At 65.4% G+C, this 16,370-nt stretch carries 16 protein-coding genes and 2 pseudogenes; 6 read left to right on the plus strand and 12 right to left on the minus strand.

Annotation, left to right across the window (positions count from 1 at the left end; translation table 11 throughout):
- Positions 1-510: 510 nt before the first annotated feature.
- Complete coding sequence (gene ligA / locus OH799_RS05690) at positions 511-2,502, minus strand: NAD-dependent DNA ligase LigA (protein WP_406276447.1); 1,992 nt, start codon at positions 2,500-2,502, stop codon at positions 511-513.
- A gap of 207 nt (positions 2,503-2,709) precedes the next feature.
- Here ligA and OH799_RS05695 point away from each other — a divergent pair, with 207 nt between their 5' ends.
- Positions 2,710-2,838 (plus strand): hypothetical protein, encoded by a 129-nt coding sequence (locus tag OH799_RS05695; RefSeq protein ID WP_406276449.1) that lies wholly within the window; start codon positions 2,710-2,712, stop codon positions 2,836-2,838.
- Between the two features lie 264 nt (positions 2,839-3,102).
- A complete protein-coding gene (locus OH799_RS05700) occupies positions 3,103-3,354 on the plus strand; it encodes an alcohol dehydrogenase catalytic domain-containing protein (RefSeq protein WP_406276451.1) in 252 nt (83 codons plus the stop codon).
- 8 nt (positions 3,355-3,362) lie between these two features.
- Here OH799_RS05700 and OH799_RS05705 read toward each other — a convergent pair whose 3' ends face one another.
- From OH799_RS05705 to OH799_RS05715, 3 genes are all read right to left on the minus strand, one after another.
- The gene (locus OH799_RS05705; RefSeq protein WP_406276453.1) at positions 3,363-4,187 is read right to left on the minus strand and encodes an SDR family oxidoreductase; all 825 of its coding nucleotides are present in this window, start codon (positions 4,185-4,187) and stop codon (positions 3,363-3,365) included.
- Between the two features lie 226 nt (positions 4,188-4,413).
- Positions 4,414-5,112 (minus strand): SDR family oxidoreductase, encoded by a 699-nt coding sequence (locus OH799_RS05710; RefSeq protein ID WP_406276455.1) that lies wholly within the window; start codon positions 5,110-5,112, stop codon positions 4,414-4,416.
- Between the two features lie 129 nt (positions 5,113-5,241).
- The gene (locus tag OH799_RS05715) at positions 5,242-5,385 is read right to left on the minus strand and encodes a hypothetical protein (RefSeq protein WP_406276457.1); all 144 of its coding nucleotides are present in this window, start codon (positions 5,383-5,385) and stop codon (positions 5,242-5,244) included.
- 325 nt (positions 5,386-5,710) lie between these two features.
- On the opposite strand from OH799_RS05715, the pseudogene OH799_RS05720 reads away from it, so the two are divergent.
- Positions 5,711-6,232 (plus strand): annotated as a pseudogene (locus tag OH799_RS05720) (AMP-binding protein); the annotation flags it as partial.
- An 87-nt stretch (positions 6,233-6,319) separates the two neighbouring features.
- On the opposite strand, the gene OH799_RS05725 reads toward OH799_RS05720, so the two are convergent.
- Positions 6,320-7,537 carry an FAD-dependent monooxygenase gene (locus tag OH799_RS05725; RefSeq protein WP_406276459.1) on the minus strand — a complete coding sequence of 406 codons (1,218 nt, stop codon included), beginning with the start codon at positions 7,535-7,537 and terminating at the stop codon, positions 6,320-6,322.
- 105 nt (positions 7,538-7,642) lie between these two features.
- Positions 7,643-7,912 (minus strand): hypothetical protein, encoded by a 270-nt coding sequence (locus OH799_RS05730; RefSeq protein ID WP_406276461.1) that lies wholly within the window; start codon positions 7,910-7,912, stop codon positions 7,643-7,645.
- A gap of 338 nt (positions 7,913-8,250) precedes the next feature.
- On the opposite strand from OH799_RS05730, the gene OH799_RS05735 reads away from it, so the two are divergent.
- Positions 8,251-8,745: a carbohydrate-binding module family 14 protein gene (locus OH799_RS05735; RefSeq protein WP_406281847.1), complete on the plus strand. Its 495-nt coding sequence runs from the start codon at positions 8,251-8,253 to the stop codon at positions 8,743-8,745.
- Position 8,746: 1 nt separating this feature from the next.
- Here OH799_RS05735 and istB read toward each other — a convergent pair whose 3' ends face one another.
- Entirely contained in the window at positions 8,747-9,538 is a 792-nt protein-coding gene (gene istB, locus OH799_RS05740; protein ID WP_406265551.1) for an IS21-like element helper ATPase IstB, read from the minus strand.
- Positions 9,535-11,034 (minus strand): IS21 family transposase, encoded by a 1,500-nt coding sequence (istA, locus tag OH799_RS05745; RefSeq protein ID WP_406265554.1) that lies wholly within the window; start codon positions 11,032-11,034, stop codon positions 9,535-9,537. The genes istB and istA overlap by 4 nt, the downstream gene beginning before the upstream one ends.
- 530 nt (positions 11,035-11,564) lie before the next feature.
- Between istA and OH799_RS05750 the strand changes: the two are divergent.
- Positions 11,565-11,820: pseudogene (locus OH799_RS05750) on the plus strand (Tn3 family transposase); the annotation flags it as partial.
- Between the two features lie 25 nt (positions 11,821-11,845).
- Here OH799_RS05750 and OH799_RS05755 read toward each other — a convergent pair.
- Positions 11,846-12,283 (minus strand): MarR family winged helix-turn-helix transcriptional regulator, encoded by a 438-nt coding sequence (locus tag OH799_RS05755; RefSeq protein ID WP_406276463.1) that lies wholly within the window; start codon positions 12,281-12,283, stop codon positions 11,846-11,848.
- Positions 12,284-12,367: 84 nt separating this feature from the next.
- Between OH799_RS05755 and OH799_RS05760 the strand changes: the two genes are divergently transcribed.
- Positions 12,368-13,609 (plus strand): epoxide hydrolase family protein, encoded by a 1,242-nt coding sequence (locus OH799_RS05760; protein ID WP_406276465.1) that lies wholly within the window; start codon positions 12,368-12,370, stop codon positions 13,607-13,609.
- Between the two features lie 79 nt (positions 13,610-13,688).
- Here OH799_RS05760 and OH799_RS05765 read toward each other — a convergent pair whose 3' ends face one another.
- The 3 genes from OH799_RS05765 to OH799_RS05775 all read right to left on the minus strand — a co-directional run bounded on the left by OH799_RS05765 (position 13,689) and on the right by OH799_RS05775 (position 16,370).
- Positions 13,689-14,012, minus strand: coding sequence for an ArsR/SmtB family transcription factor (locus OH799_RS05765; protein ID WP_406276467.1), 324 nt, complete (start codon positions 14,010-14,012; stop codon positions 13,689-13,691).
- Positions 14,009-14,875, minus strand: coding sequence for a hypothetical protein (locus OH799_RS05770; RefSeq protein ID WP_406276469.1), 867 nt, complete (start codon positions 14,873-14,875; stop codon positions 14,009-14,011). Before OH799_RS05770 ends, OH799_RS05765 begins: the two co-directional genes overlap by 4 nt.
- A 910-nt stretch (positions 14,876-15,785) precedes the next feature.
- Positions 15,786-16,370, minus strand: coding sequence for a TetR family transcriptional regulator (locus tag OH799_RS05775; RefSeq protein WP_406276471.1), 585 nt, complete (start codon positions 16,368-16,370; stop codon positions 15,786-15,788).

Consider the following 16,370-nt stretch of genomic DNA (forward strand, 5'->3'; position numbering starts at 1 on the left):
CTTTCTTCGGCAGAGACTTCGTATGGGAATCAGGAGAATCGTCGGTACAGCTCGACCAGGCCGTCGGCGTCTACGCCGCGGTATACCTTCCCCACCCTGTGCGAGCGGCAGGCAGTCTCAGGCGCGATCGCGGTCACTATCGGCCGACGGGTGATGGTGCGGGGGGCCGGTCGAACACATCGATGTGCCGATTGCGCTTCCGCTGTAGGCGACGATCGAGTTCAGCATCGATCGACCGAACCGAGTGTGATCACCTACGACCTGGCGGCGGCCGATCCGGGGCAGTTGAAGCCGATCTTGTGCTGTCGACCGGTTGACAGTCGATGTCTCGCGGACGTCCGAAAAAGCCGATGAGTACGTGAAACTCGAGTTCTTTGCCCCGTTCGGCGCGCAATAATCGGCTGTACGGAGATCGGTGGGGGCCTGTGGCCGAAACGGTCCGCGGTCGAGAACACGTGGCCATGGGTCATTTCGGCATGTTTCGGTCGATGAGTCCGGGCGAGCCGAGGTCTAGATGACCTTGGCGGCGATCAGCAGGTTCCAGATCTCGCCTTGGTCGACGACCTCGACGCCGAGCTTCGCCGCCTTGGTCAGCTTGCTCTCCCCGACCCCCGCACCGGTGATGAGCAGGTCGGTGTTCGCCGAGACCGAGGACGCCGCTGCCGCGCCCGCCTTCTCACACAGGCGTTGGAACGTCGGGCGGGCGACCTTCTCGCCGGAGCGCGGGTCGCTGATAGCGCCGGTAATCACCACTGTCTTGCCTTCCAGAGGCGCGCCGGCCGCGATGACCGGGGGAAGGTCCTCCTCGCGCACGTCCAGACAGACGCCTGCCTCTCGCAGCCGCTGCAGTTCCGGACGCAGACGATCCAGGTGCGCCACCAGTGAGGCAGCGACCTTCGGTCCGATATCGTCCACCGCCACGAGCCGTTCCTCGCCCGCATCGGCAACCTCCTCCAGGGAGCCGAATCCCGCCCGGGCCAGGCGCGCGGCGGTGCCTTCGGAGGCCATCGGGATCGCCAGGCCGATCAGCGCGCGGCGCAGGCCGACCTGGCGGCTGGCATCGATCGAGTCGATCATGCGCGCGGCCGAGACCTCGCCGAGGCGGTCGAACTCGAGCAGGCGCTCCTTGGTCAGCGTGTAGAAGTCCGACGGGCGCTCCAGGATGCCCGCCTCGGCCAGGCGTTCGATCCACACCTGCCCGATGGCGTCGATGTCCGCCGCCGCCCGCGACGCCCAGTGGATCAGCCTGCGCACCGTCTGTGCGGGGCATGAGACGTTGGTGCAGAACAGCTCCCGACTATTGCCCTGCTCGGTCACCGGCTGCTCGCATGAGGGGCAGGCGGTGGGTGGCACGATCTCCCGCTCCTCGCCCGTGCGTTTGGAGGAATCGAGCACGCCCGCCACGAACGGGATCACATCGCCCGCGCGGCGCACCAGCACGGTGTCACCGACCTTGATGTCGCGGGCGCGGATCACCTCTTGGTTGGCCAGCGTGGCCTTCGTGACCGTCGTGCCGCCCACGAACACCGGCTCCAGCCACGCGACCGGGACGATCTTGCCCGTCTTGCCGACGTCCCAGACCACGTCGGCCAGCAACGTGGTCTTCTCCTCGGCGGCGAACTTGAACGCCAGCGCACCACGTGGGGAGTTCGACCGAGTTCCGGCCGCCGCGTAGGCATCGCGGTCGGCCAGCCGCAGCACCGCGCCGTCGAGGTCATAGTCCAGCTCATTGCGACCTTGCTCGATCGCGGTGATCGCCGCTTGCGCCTGCTGGGCGCTGGCGCATAGCCGCATCTCCGCGCCCGCGACTCCCAGTGCCCGCAGCCCCTCCCCGAGGTCGACCGCAGCGCCGCCAGCAGAGGTATCCAAGTCGAAGCCGAAGAACTGCAGGCGGCGCTCGGAGACTGTGGCCGGGTCCTTCGCCCGAAGCGTGCCCGCCGCGGCGTTGCGTGGGTTGATCAGCGGCTTGTCCGGATGCGCCGTGTTGTGGGCGAGGAACGTCGAACGCAGCATCACCGCCTCGCCACGCACCTCCACCCGCCCCGGGACGTCAATCCGCTCCGGAACACCATCGACCAACGCGCGGACCAGCATGGTCACGTCATCACCGGTGGTGCCGTCACCCCGGGTCACGGCGCGCACCAGCCGCCCATCCTCGAAAACCAGGGCCAGGGACAAGCCGTCGAGCTTCGGCATCACCACCACCGACTGGCCGGGAAAGCGGTTGAAGAACGCCGCCACCTGCTCGGGATTGGTCGCCTTCTCGAGTGACAGCATTGGACGCGAATGCCGGATCGGGGCGTGCAGCACTGCGGGCGCGCCGACCTGCGCCAGCGGATTCGGGTCAGGCGTAAGGCCGGGGTGCGCCTCGACCAGGCCACGTAGCTCGTCCTCGATCGCGTCGTACTCGGCGTCCGCGACCAGCGGCGAACCCCGGTAGTAGGCGTCGCGCAGCGCCACGATGCGGTCGGCGAGCTCTTGGATATGTTCCCCAGTTTCCACAGCACCAGACGCTACCGATACCCACCGACACTGATGAGGAACGACGACGCGTGGGGCGTTCAATGGTGACGAGGCAGGACATCTGTCATTTGAACAGGACATGTGCCAGCGAGAACGCGCGCGGACGAACATCCGGGAGGAATTGCGGGTGGTGACACAGCCACAGTGCTGGTGTCGATAGCCACGACTGCGGTCGGTTTCGCTGGTGTGGCAACCGTTTTCACCTACGTTGCGCCGCTGACGCGGGTCACCGGATTCGCGGCCCCAGCGGTGTCGGTGCTGTTGCTGGCCTACGGGCAGGCAGCTTCGCCGGAAACCTTGCCGCGGACCGGCTGACGGATCGGTCGTTGAGCGCTACGGTGCGCGGATTGGCCGGTGGTGCTGGCGTTGTTGCCGTTCATGCTCGTGTGGCAGCCCCTGGCGGTGCTGGCGCTGGGGTTGTTGGCGACGGCGACGATCGCCGTTGCAGGGTCTGATCCTTAAGCATGCCCAGGCTGAAGGCACCGACGTTGGCCGTATCGGTCAACGTCGGTGCCTTCAACCTGGGCGCGGCGACGAGATCGGTGGTCGGTGGCGCGGTCGTGGCCAGGCGTGGGGCGGGTGCTCGTGCGAACCGCCGCGAGGAGTCTCAACCCGGACTGGAAGACCCGCGTCTGGGATGTCGGGACACTGCCCGCCACGCTCGGCGGAGATCTGGCTGGCACCGTGGTGACCAGCAATGATTCACGGTGGCGGCCAGGTGACCGGGTGATCGCGATGTCGGCGCAGATCGCCCCGGCCGCGGCACCTGTGCCGAACTCGTCGCGCTACCCGCACACCGGCTCGCCCCGGCCCCGACCGCCGTGGGCTTGATCGAGGACTCACTTCGACGTGGTGGCCGCTGATAGGACCGCGTCGTTGACGGCCGTAGGAGTGATCGCGACAAGGTACTTCTGCGCCCGACTGGTGTTGTCGCACAGGTATCGACGCTTCGGGCGCTTCGATGTCAGTGCGTGGTCGACGGCCTTCACGACCTTCTGGGGATCGCCCGCGAGCTTTTGCATGCGGCCCAACAGCTTCCTGGTCCCGGCAAGGTGTGATGCGTACAGTTCGCGATGCTCGTCGGTCAGTTGCGCGGTCATGCGGTCGTGGTCGTCGAGCATGCTCCCCCACATGTCGGTACGGGTGGGCCCGGGCTCGATGAGCGAGACGGGGATCCGCCATGGGCGCAGCTCCATCCGGAGTGCATCGGCCAAGGACTCGACTGCATACTTCGATGCGCTGTAGGCGCCGGTCCCCGGCGTTGTGATCAACCCACTGACCGATGACATGAAAACCACCCGTCCACGTGCTTCACGTATTTTCGGCAGCACCGCCTGCGTCACTCCGACCTGGGCCGTCACGTTGACGTCGAGTTGCCGTGACAACTCATCGAGGGCCAATCCCTCCACCGGTCCGTTCACGATGATGCCGGCGTTGTTGACAACGCCGTTCAGTTCAGCGGGGAGTCGATCGGGAAGCGCAGCGATGGCGGACCTGTCGGTGATGTCGAGAAAAATCGCGTGCACATTGGGTAAGCGATCGAGACTTTCCAGGGCGGCATCGGATCGAGCAGTGGCATACACCTCCCACCCTCGTCCGCTCATGTGCTCGGTGATCGCCAGACCGATCCCCCTACTGGCGCCGGTAATCAATACGGAAGGCATGTGTTCTCTTCTCTCGTCGTCGAACGTCTATTGGTGAGGCTGCTCGGGCCCGATGATCGGTGCACCATTGACCCCGATGTATACCGATCGGTGTACATCGTCGCGTGACGGTACGTCACCCAATACACCATGTAAACCGAGAAGTATCCGGCGTTGATGGTGTGTGTTGGGCAGTCGAGCACCGGCATCCATGAGCTTTGGTGCGGACCCCTTGAGCGACTGCCATTCAGGGCAGCTGTGGGTAGAGCGCCGTGACGCCTGCGGCCAGTGCGGTCTGCACTTGGCGGGAGGCGTTGTCCGCGAGGATCTCGTAGGCGCCGGTCGCGATGCCGTCGACGGCGATCCGGGCGATGTCCGCAGGGTCCGACTTGGCCTCGGTAACGGTCCGGACCATGTCGGTGTCCATGTAGCCGACGTGCAGGCCGGCCGCCCGGATGCCCTGGTCGGCGAGCTGCAGACGCACGGCGTTGGTGAGTGACCACTCCGCGGACTTGGCGGCGCAGTAGGCGCCGACCTCCGGGAAGCTGACCCAGGATAGGCCAGACAGGATGTTCAGGATCGCACCGCCGCCGTTGGCCGCAATCTGGGGGGCGAAGCCGCGGATCACCGAGAGGGTGCCGAAGAAGTGAGTGTCCATCTCCAGGCGGATGTCATTCAGGTCGCCCGTGAGCAGGTCGGCGCCAGGCGGTGAGCCGGCGTTGTTGATCAGGATCGTCACGTCGCCAGTGGCCTTGACTGCGGCCGCGACGGAGGCGGGGTCGGTAATATCGAGCGTGATCGGCTCGGCGCCCGGCAGGTCGACCTGGTCGGGATTGCGGGCCCCGGCGTAGACCGTGGCGCCGCGACTGAGCAGCTCGACGGCGAGCGCTCGGCCGAAGCCCCGGTTGGCTCCGGTGACAAGGACAGTGCTGGTGGCGAGGTCCATGGAAGGCTCCTGGTGAGTTGGGAAAGCATGCTGATCGATCCGAGTGCGACGGATGATGTAGGCGTTCGGTCCTGGACGACGTAAACCTCCCGGCGGTCGTCAGCTGGTCAGCCGGTTGAGCTTGCGGATCTACTGGTCGAAGGTCCGGGCGATGCGGCGCAGCGCTCTAACACGTCGGGCGATTGAGCCCGCGGTGTACTGAGGCTTCGGTTTCCGGTCGATGGCTGTCGCGACGATCTGCTCGGCGACGACGGCGTCGAGATCAAGAAACATCACACGACCCCCCGCTGCGTGCCAGCGGGTTCCGACCACTTCGAAACCTACGTCGGCCAGCGCTAGGGCACTCCTTTCCTGATGCCTGAGGACGCATCCATCAGAAGCGTCACCTGCCGAGCTGTTGCCATCCAGGACTCCCGAGCAGATTGGATTATGACTATAATATAAACGCAGTGCCGCAGGATGGCAAGTGAGCCTTCCAGCCAGCGAGGAGCCCTGTGGTGCGGCGTGGGGCACGCCGCCAGCGGACCACGAGGCGGCGGACCATCGAGAAGGGCCGGCTGCCGGTTCGAGTGAGTCCACATCGACGGCTCGGTCTACTAACATCTACGACATCGGTGCGGGTGACGTCTGGTGGACAGCCAGCGACGTCGGCTGGTTCGTCGAGCATTCATACATCGTCTACGGCCCACTGCTCGCCGGAGCGACGAGCATCCTGTACGAGGGCAAGCCCGTCGGCACTCCCGATTCCAGGGCGTTCTGGCGCTTGATCAGCGACTACGGCGTGCGGTCGATGTTCACCGCACCGACCGCCATTCGAGCGATTCGCAAGGCCGATCCGAACGCTGAGCTGCTCGCGGAGTACAACGCCTCGTCGCTGCGGTCGCTGTTCGCCGCCGGTGAGCGATTGGATCCCGATACCTATGAATGGGCGACCGCGCCCCTGGGCGTTCCCGTCATCGATCACTGGTGGCAGCCCGAAACCGGCTGGGCCATTGCGGCGAATCTGCGTGGCCTGGACCCGATGCCCGTCAAGGCCGGCGCGCCTACCGTGCCGGTACCAGGCTTCCAGGTGCAGATCGTCGATGGCGGGGGAGTCGAGGCGCCAGCAGGGCGACTCGGGATACCTCGACGAGTACGGGTATGTCTTCGTCGCCCTGGAGGGGATGCTGCACCGGCCCGGCAGCGGGATGAAGTCGGCCGAATTTCTTTACCGGCGCACCGGCGGCAGCGCCATCGCGAGTTCCCCCCGTCGGGCAGCCCGCCACCACCGCTGTCCGGAGTCGATGGCACCCCGGATCTTGCGCACAGTGGGTACCTGTGTGAGCAGGTGTAGCTGATATTGCCACGGCATTTGTAGCCCGTGCCGGGCCGCCATCGCATAGGCGAACTGCACGGCGCTGCGGTCGAGATACCGGTCGGCGTGTTCGAACCAGATCATGCTGGTACGGGCGGCGGCCTGTACCGGGCGCAGCGCAGCGCGCCGCTGCGCATCGTAGTTCTCCAGCGCGTCGGCGACCTCGGCATGCTCGTACAGGTTCTGTGCGAGCACGACGGCGTCGACGATTGCCAACCGGGTGCCCGAACCGATGGTGAAGTGCGTCGTGTGCGCTGCATCGCCGAGCAGCACCACGTTGTCGTGATACCAGGTCTTGTTTGTTACCTCGGGAAAGCGGCTCCACCTTGCGAACTCGCCTCGTGTCTTGCTGATCAACGAGTGACCGTCGAGAAGGCGTGTGAATATGTTTTCCAGAACCCGCAAGTTCTCCAGGTTGTCCAGGGAATCGAATCCCAGTCCATGCCAAGTCTGCGGTTGGCACTCAACGATGCAGGTGCTGATTTTTTCGGCAACCGACGGGTAGGAATGGAACCAGATCCAACCGGCCGAGGTGTGTTCGAAGGCGAAGGTAAATCGGGTGAAAACCTTGTCCGTACCGAGCCAGATATATCGATTCTCGCCCAATGTGACGGACGTGCCGAAACGATGATTACCCAGCTGCCGTAGCCGGCTGTTGGCGCCGTCGGAGGCGACGATGAGATCGGTGTCGTCGAAGCCGGACAGATCGTGGACCTCTCGCCCGTGCTGGACATCGACGCCCAGGTCGCTCGCCCGTCGGGAAAGTACGTCGAGCAATGCCGCGCGCCCCATGCTGAACCCGTAGCCCCCGAAATGCGCGGTCTGGTCGTCGCGCACATGGATTGCCTGTTCGCGCCATAGAACCGACCCGGCACGCACCGCCTGGGCACTGTCGGGGTCATTCCGATACAGAATGTCGAGCAGGTCGTCCCAGTACACGACGCCCCAGCCATAGGTGGACCCTGGGGGATCGCGGTCGATCACCGTAATGTCATGGGCCGGGTCGCGCCGCTTCATCGAAATAGCGAAGTACAAGCCCGCCGGCCCGCCACCGATACACACAATCTTCATCTCGTCACCAGCTCCACCCCGGTTGGTCGAACCTGGCTTCACATGATTTGCACTCGATGCAACCGAGCCCGGCACGCTGTGCGTGTCCGGGCTCGGTCACCAGCGCTAGAAGCTACCCCAGCCACCCCAGCCGGGTGGGTTCCACCAATTCCACCAGCCGGAATTCCATCCCCAGCCGGGGCCGCTACCCCAACCAGGGCCGCCGCCACCCCAACCAGGGTTGTCGACGAGTTGGGTTGCAGACGTGGGTGTCGTTGCGTGCGCGGTAGGCGCTTGCGCCGCGGCCGCGACGACCGGAATCGCAGCAACCGCGGCTATACCGGTGGCAGCCGCCAACCGGGCGAACTTCGTGCGTGAATTCTTTCTTTCGGTCATGATGGGGCTCCAGATACTGTCCCGACCTGCTCGCATTCTACGCGATTTCGCCGACCTTAGAAGTCGCCGTGTTGACCCTCCTGAAATCCCCGCCACATTCCCTACCGTTGCTAATCCGAGGATGCCCGCGTACTGCGTGGCGGAGGGAGCTGGTGGCGCAGGTCGCAAAGGGTGCGACGAACGAGCGCTGACTGCGTGGTGGCGCCGGATCAGCTATCTGCTCCCGCACACTACGAGCGTTGATCGCCCACCTCGCGGAGTTCTTGGTGGTCAACGTTTCTCATTGTGAAGTGGCGAGTTGTCGGGATGATGGCGTCCTTCATGTGCGGGTTGTAGGGATGGTGGGTGTGTACCTCGGGCCCAGCATTCGTTGTGCGTTCTGGCGTGCTTTCGGCGATGCGTGCGGGGTTGTGACGAGGTCGGCGCGTCCACGCGTGCGTCCTCCCAGCCCATGCCATGATGCGAGCGGCCCTGACGCTCACCCGAAGGAGACAACAGTGCGACTCACCCGCATTCTGGCTTTACCCGCCGTCGCGCTGCTCGGTTCCGGCCTCACGCTCGCCGGCTCGTCCTCCGCCCTCGCGGAAGGCCCCGAACTCGACGTCGCGACCTTCAGCTGTCCCCAGCCCGACGGACTCTTCCCTTTCCCCGGGGACGTGACAAAGTACGTTCAGTGCTCGAACAACGTCCCGACCGTTCACAGGTGTCCGGACGGCCTGAATTGGAACCAGACTGGCCAGTATTGTGACTGGCCGTGTCAATGGCCACTTTCAGGTCGCCGCTGGTGGCCGGGGTTGAAGTCCCCACCCCTTTGCTGGGGGTGGGGTGGTTAGTTCAGGGGCGGTCACCTCGTTTGTTGCGGTGTTTCATGCGGTAGGAGTCGCCGTCGGTGATGACGACGGTGGCGTGGTGCAGGAGCCGGTCGAGGATGCTGGCGGCGGTGGTGTGTTCGGGCAGGAACCGGCCCCATTGCTCGAACGGCCAGTGCGACGCGACGGCCAGCGAGCGGCGTTCGTAGGCGGCTGCGACCAGCCGGAACAGCAGCTGGGTGCCGGTGTCGTCCAGTGGCGCGAACCCGATCTCGTCGAGGATCACGAGGTCCGCGCGCAGCAGGGTGTCGATGATTCGGCCGACGGTGTTGTCTGCCAGGCCGCGGTAGAGGGTGTCGACTACATCGGCGGCGGTGAAGTAGCGGACCTTGTGGCCGGCGGTGACCGCAGCGTGGCCGAGCCCGATCAGGGTGTGGCTCTTGCCTGTCCCCGGTGGACCGATAATCGCGAGATTGTGTTGCGCGCGAACCCATTCCAGACTCGACAGGTAGTCGAAGGTGGCTTGCGGGATCGACGACGCCGACACGTCGAAGCTGTCGAGAGTCTTGGTCACCGGGAACGCGGCGGCCTTGAGCCGGTTGGCCGCGTTGGAGGCGTCGCGGGCAGCCAACTCGGCCTCGATCAGAGTCCGCAGCACCTCTTCCGGTGTCCAGCGCTGGGTTTTCGCGACCGCCAGCACCTCCGGCGCGGTGCGCCGGACCGTGGCCAGCTTCAACCGCCGCAGCCCAGCGTCGAGATCGGCGGCGAGTTCCGGAATCGGCTTGGGAGCGACGATTTTCGATCGAGCTGTGGTCACGAGGCGCTCCCGTCACGAGTGATCTTGTAGGCATCCAGGGACCGGATCGGTGCGGTGGGCAGGTCCAGCACCAGCGCGTCACCGGCCCCCCGCGGCTGCGGGGTGCCGGTGCCAGCGGCGAGGATGGAGCGGACGTCGGCGGCGCGGAACCGCCCGAACGCGACCGCCCGCCGCAACGCCGCGACCAGCGCGGCTTCGCCGTGGGCGGCGCCGAGCGCGAGCAGGATCTCCAACTCGGCGCCGAGGCGGGTGTTGCCGATCGCGGCCGCGCCGACCAGGAACGCTTCCGCGTCCGGCCCGAGGGCGCAGAACTGCTGTTCTGCAGTGGTTTTCGGACGCGGCCCGCGGTTGGGCGCGGGCCGGGGCCCGTCGTAGTGGTCATCGAGGATCGACGCGTCACCGGGAGCGACGAGTTCGTGCTCGGCCACGATCACCCCGGTCGCCGGTTCGAGCACCAGCAGCGCGCCGCAGTCGAGGACGATCTGCACTTTCTCACCGATCAGGCGGGTCGGCACCGAGTAGCGGGCCGACCCGTAACGCACACACGAGAGCCGGTCGACCGTGCGCGTCACCGCCGGTGCACCGACCTCGAGCCGCAGCGACGGCAATCCCCGCAACAACTCCCGCTCGACGACCAGGCGTTCGTCGGGGACGGCACAGATCTCCGAATGCACCAGCGAGTTCACCTCCGCGCACCAGGTCCTCGCCGCCGCGTTGGCCTCGCGCAGGCTCACGGCCGTCCCGGTCATCGCGGCCTCGGTCAGCAGCGGGACCGCCAGATCCCGCTGGGCATAGCCACACAGGTTCTCCACGATGCCCTTGGACTGCGGATCGCTGCCGTGACACCAGTCGGGACGAAAACCGTAATGTGTTGCGAACCGAACGTATTCGGGTGTCGGGACGACCACGTTCGCGACCACCCCGCCCTTCAGGCAGCCCATCCGGTCGGCGAGCACCCGGGCGGGGACGCCGCCGATCGCGGTGAACGCTTCGGCGAGCATGGCCAGGGTGGTCGACTGTTTCTGGTCGGTGGCGAACGCGGTGAACCGCCACCGCGAGAACGCCAGCACCGCACAAAACAGCTGCAACCCAGGCGCGGCCTCGGCCCAATCGATCACCAGATACTCACCCGCCGACCACACCGCCGGACGACGACCCCGATGATTATCCTTGCGCCACAACGCTTTCTGCTCCGACACCAGGCGCCGGAAATTCCGTGGCGACCCCTCGTAACCGGCAGCGCGAGCGGCCGGTAACAGCCGCTTGGCCGAGATCCGGCCCTTCGACTTGGCGACCCGTTCGGCGACCAGATCCTGCACCGAGTCGTAATTTCGGGACCGCGGTGCCCGCTCCGGCGGCCGGCCGCCGGCCTCGACACGCTCGACGACCCGTTTCACCGTCTTGTGCGTGGTGCCGCACAGCTCGGCGGCCCCCCGATAGGTTCCGACCTCTCGATAGGCGGAAATGATGTCCATTCGCTCCCTCGCAGACTTCAATGGAACTCCCTGGGCAGTGACGGAATGACAGTTGGCGCTATCACCGTCACCGCCCAGGCCATGAGCTCCGGGCATGACACGACGAGCAAGAGGAATGGGGACTTCTACCTGGCCGCCAGCGGCGACCTACAACCAGCCACCAGCGGGGACTTTGTCACGGCCATGGACAGGCCGGCCAGCGCAGGCGCGGTGGCTGACCAATCCCCATCCGGACCTCGCCACAGCCCTGCAACCCCACCGCAACTGACACAACTGACACGAAGTGCCACTGCCTGAAAGCGACATGGCGAGTCCGGATTCGCCTCCCGTACTCAGTCGAGCGCGGCGAAGTCCGGCAGCGGTAAAAGCGGCGGGAAATCACCCAGGACCGGGCACCCCCGGCAGTGCGGCGTCGTGAGCGGCCGGTCACTGCGGTTGCTGCGTCACTTGGGTTGAAGAGAAGGGCCGCTGCGGCCGGGGCCGTTCCGTGAGAACGGCCGGTGATGTCCGCGCCGGCGCCGGAAGCATACGAACCCACCCATCTACCCACCGGAAAGCAAACCCGCACACTGGAACTCAAACACGACCTGATCACCGTGCTGCTGGCGTACTCGACGAATCTGGCGTTGACCCGGATGGCCGAGGCCTGCGGGATCTCCTACGACATCCTGGGCTGGACGTCAGAATGGTACGTGCGGGAGGAGACGCTGCGGCCGGGCGAACCTGGCACTGATCGACTACCACCAGCAGCTGCCGCTGACTGCGGTGTTCGGCGCCGGAACCTTGTCTTCGAGCGATGGGGAGCAGTAGGTCGCCGGGTAGATCCTGCGTGTCAGCGCTCTCGCTCCAGCTGGGTGAGCCGGGCGACGGCGGGCAGCGCGGCGGCGAGTGCCCGACGGTGTGCGGGGCTCAACTCGGAGACCATCGGAACCAGGTACCGGACCCGGTCGTCGTGGCGGGTTTGCCGCACCTGCCGGCCCGCCTCGGTGAGGTGCACGATCACGGCCCGTCCATCGCCAGGGTCACCGCGGCGCAGCACCAGCCCGTCGCGCTCCAAGCGCGAGATGAGTTGAGTGATGCCCGGCTGGGTCAGCTGCTCGGTCTCGGTCAGATCGGTCAGCCGCGCGGGGCCCCGGTGAGCGAGGGTGTCGAGCACCGACAGTGTGGTGAACGGCAGCTTCTCCTGTACCGGGATACGGATGTAGACGCGGATGAAGTCCTCGATCACCGCGGCGAAGGCGTCCACGTCGAAATCGTCGATGTCGTCCACTCGAGCAACTATATCTTGGACTTATAAAAATTGCTTAAATAAGCTACTTATGTAAATTGAACTCAAAACAGCTCAGGAGGCCAGATGAGCGACGGAACCCACGATGCCCGACCGTTCCCCTTGACGCCGACGAAGATTCACGTCCCCGACAGCGTGCTCACCGATCTCCGGCAGCGCCTGGATCTGACCCGCCTGCCCGACGATGTCGGCAATGAAGACTGGTATTACGGCGTGCCTCGCGGCTATCTCCAGGAACTCGTGGACTACTGGCGCAGCGGATACGACTGGCGCGCAGCCGAAGCCGAGATCAACACCTACCAGCATTTCAAGGTCGAAATCGACCGTGTGCCAGTACATTTCATGCGCAGGCCCGGCGTCGGGCCGGATCCGACGCCGCTGATTCTGACACATGGCTGGCCCTGGACGTTCTGGCACTGGTCCAAGGTCGCCGACTTGCTGGCGGACCCGGGGGCGCACGGTAGTGATCCGGCCGAGGCGTTCGACGTGATCATGCCCTCGTTTCCCGGCTTCGGGTTCTCCAGCCCGCTGGCGAACCGCCCGGATGTGAACTTCTGGAAGGTCGCCGACCTCTGGCACACGCTCATGACCGATGTGCTGGGCTACGAGAAATACGGTGCCGCAGGCTGCGACGTGGGCGCGCTGGTCACCGCCCAGCTCGGCCACAAATACGCCGATGAGTTGTATGCCATCCACATCGGATCCGGACTGAAACTCACCCTGTTCAACGGCGATCGTGCCTGGGACTTCAGCGGCGGAATGCCCATTCCCGACGGCCTGCCCGTCGAAGTACGCGCACGAATCGTGGAGCTGGACAAGCGTTTCGCCGTCCACTTGGCCGCACACCTCCTCGCCCCCAGCACCCTCGCCCACGCCCTGACCGATTCCCCGGCGGGCATGCTGGCATGGATCCTGGAACGTTGGTACAAATGGAGCGACAACGGCGGCGACATCGAAACCGTGTTCAGCAGAGATGATCTCCTCACGCACGCCACGATCTACTGGGCCACCAACACCATCGGCACCTCGATACGCCTCTACGCGAACCACAACCGCTATCCCTGGACGCCTTCCCACGACCGCCTTCCGGTCGTGCAGGCCCCCACCGGCATCACGTTCGTCGGCTACGAGAACCCACCCGGCATCAGCACCGCCCAACGCGTCGAACACTTCCGCGACGGCGACCGCGCCCAGTGGTACAACCACGTCAACCTCACCGTCCACGACCACGGAGGCCACTTCATTCCCTGGGAAATCCCCGACCGATGGACCGGTGACCTACGCCGCACCTTCCGGGGACGGCGCTGACACGCGACAAACACCAGGCGAATACCCGCTCGTAGGCCGCATATCGCGCGTTCGGCAGCGGCCGAGCGTAAAAAGTCACTCACGTGTTTGAGCAGGAGGTGATCTGGTCTACGAGCTCGCGCAGCGGGGCCAAGATGCCAACGAGTTGGTCGCCATTCAGGGCGTACAGCCGAAGCGTGCCTTGGCGTTCGACGGTGAGCAGTCGCGCTGCTCTCAGAATCTTCAGGTGATGCGAGACCGCTGGTTGGGAGAGGGCAAGCTGCGCGGCGATCTCTCCCACGCTGGACTTCCCTCCAGCTTTCAGCAGCAGGGCGATGATCGCCTGGCGTCGGTCGTCTCCGAGTGCGGTGAACAGCGGCTGGCATTCGGTGAATGTGGCCAGGATGTCCTCGGCGGCGGTCACATCGTCGCCCGAGCCGGGAGGCTGCTCCGGAGCTCGCGCAGCCGGGTCACCGGCAACGCACGGGCCTCCCCCTCGGCGATCCAGTCATCGAGCATCAGCCTGGTCTGATCGGCCACCTTGATGAAATGGGCTTCCAGGTACCGGGCCATGTCGAACGGGGCCAGGACAGGCAACAACCGCAGCGCCATCTTCACCACCAACTTCGACGCGCGACGCTGGCGTACTCCGGTCTGCGCGGCCACGATCGCCGACGCTTCAGCGCTGGCTTCGGCCGCCGGACCGACCTCGGAGCGAAGAGTAGGCAACGACCAGCTCGCCACCTCCAGGGCCGCGATGTAGGGCACGGTCAGTGCAGCGATGCCCTCGCCGGCACCGGCCCGAGTGGTAAGCCGGGCACGCAGGCCACCGGCCCTCAGAACCGTCGTCACCGCCTCGGATCGAGTCCGGTCGGCCCCGGCACCGAGTACCTCCAGAGTCGAGCCGAGTGGCACCCAATACGCGATCCCCGGTGCCGGAACCTCACCGGCCAACGGCGCGCTATAGGCGAACAGGGACGGCACGACCTGCACGATCTGCTCAGCAGGCCAGAATTCCTCCAGTACGCGGCGGTCGTGAAGATCCTGACCGATGCTCACCACGGTTGCGCCGCCGATCGCATTCCGCAGATCGGACAACCACGACCCGCGCAGCGCCGTCGAGGACACGCACAGCCAGACCATATCCCAAGTCCCGTCCGGAATCTCAGCGTGCACCTCCTCGGGCCGCAGCTGCTGGGTGACCGGTTTTCCGAGCCAGCGCAGCTGATACAGCGTGCGACCCGTGTCGGCCCATCCAGTCCGTCCGGGCTTTACCAGATAACTCACGGACGCGCCACCAAACCCGAGCCGCATTCCGAAAACCTGACCAAGCGCGCCGTCACCAACTACCAGAACCCGCATTCTCACTCCATTCAAATATTTGAATGGAAGAATACATCCTCTGGCCACTGCCGATCCGCCGAAGCGGCTGATCGGGCCGTCTCCGGCCACTGGTAAGGCGGGCGCCACGAGGGGCTGTGTAACCGAGTGGAAGTGAAAGACCTGCACCGTTGTGCAGTCGCAGCAGCATAACGAAGCTGGGGGCGACTCGAACCGGGAGACGCCGGGGAGGGTGGCAAGCAGCCCCGACAACGACGGGGCGGACCAGCACCACCCGATGGTTCGGGTCCGACAAGCATGAGGAGAAGGTGTGCGCGAGGAACAGGGTTCTACCGCCTCTCAGGTCTCCCGCCAGCTCCAAACCCGGTGGATTCGGGCTGGTCTGCGATGCGCACCAACACCTTTCGGTGTTGTGCGAACTCGGGGGTCGGTTCAGGTCGTCGGCCCCGGAGGCCATGGTGAAAGCCTGCGGCGTAGCCGTGGCGATATCGCAGGGGTATAGCTGGGCACCTCACTCCTCGAGCGGTTGGCAGTGAACGTGGGAACCACCGCGAGGCTCCCGAGTATCGCCCTCTTCCCGAGGTCTGTAGTTCGGATCGACGCGTCGTCTGTCGATGGCCACGCGGTGGGGCGGAGGGGCCGTAGTAGTCCGAGTGAGGAATCGTCCGCTACGCGGATGTTTCCGTGATCATGATGGTCGGGGCCGAAGCACACGCTGTCGCGTTATGGGACGAAGTCGCGCAGGTTATCGCCCCGTTGGGTCACCGATTCAGGCGGGCGGGTGAGTGGTCTTGTTGGGCCGTATCGGCTGGCCGGTTGTGTTGCTGCTGGTTGGCCCTGAAATCCTGAAGACTGATCAGTCGCGGGTTGGGACGACAGCAGCGAGGTTGCTCAGTGTTTCATCGAGTAGTTCGGTGAAGTCGGCACCGGAATTGTCCTGGACCGCGATGACAGCCGAGAATCCCGCACCGACGATGGCGCCGACAACCGCGCGCACTGCCGGATCCGCAGCGTCGGTGCCGGATCGCGTGGCCAGCAGATCCGACATCACGCGGGTTGCGCCGATGAGCTGGTCCAGCAGTGATGCGCGCAGCGGCGGTACGGACATCATCAGCTCGACTCGCTCCTGTAGATGTTGCCGTTGCGCCGTGGATAGCTCGGCGAAGGTGTCGCGCATGGCCGTTCGCATCGCCTCGAACGCCTCCAGCGTGGTCGGCTGAGCCCGAAACCGCTCGGCGAACGACAGATCGAGGTCGTCCCAGAGCACAAGTTCTTCCTTGGTGGGGAAGTAGCGGAAGAAGGTGCTTTCGGAGACGTCTGCGGCATCGGCGATCTGCTTGACCGTCGTGTTCTCGTACCCCTGCTCCCGAAACAGTCGCAACGCGTGCTGCTGAATCGTGAGGCGGGTCTGCGCTTTCTTTCGCTCCCTCAGTCCGCTCAC

The organism is Nocardia sp. NBC_00881 (genome assembly GCF_045207455.1).
Lineage (GTDB): Bacteria > Actinomycetota > Actinomycetes > Mycobacteriales > Mycobacteriaceae > Nocardia.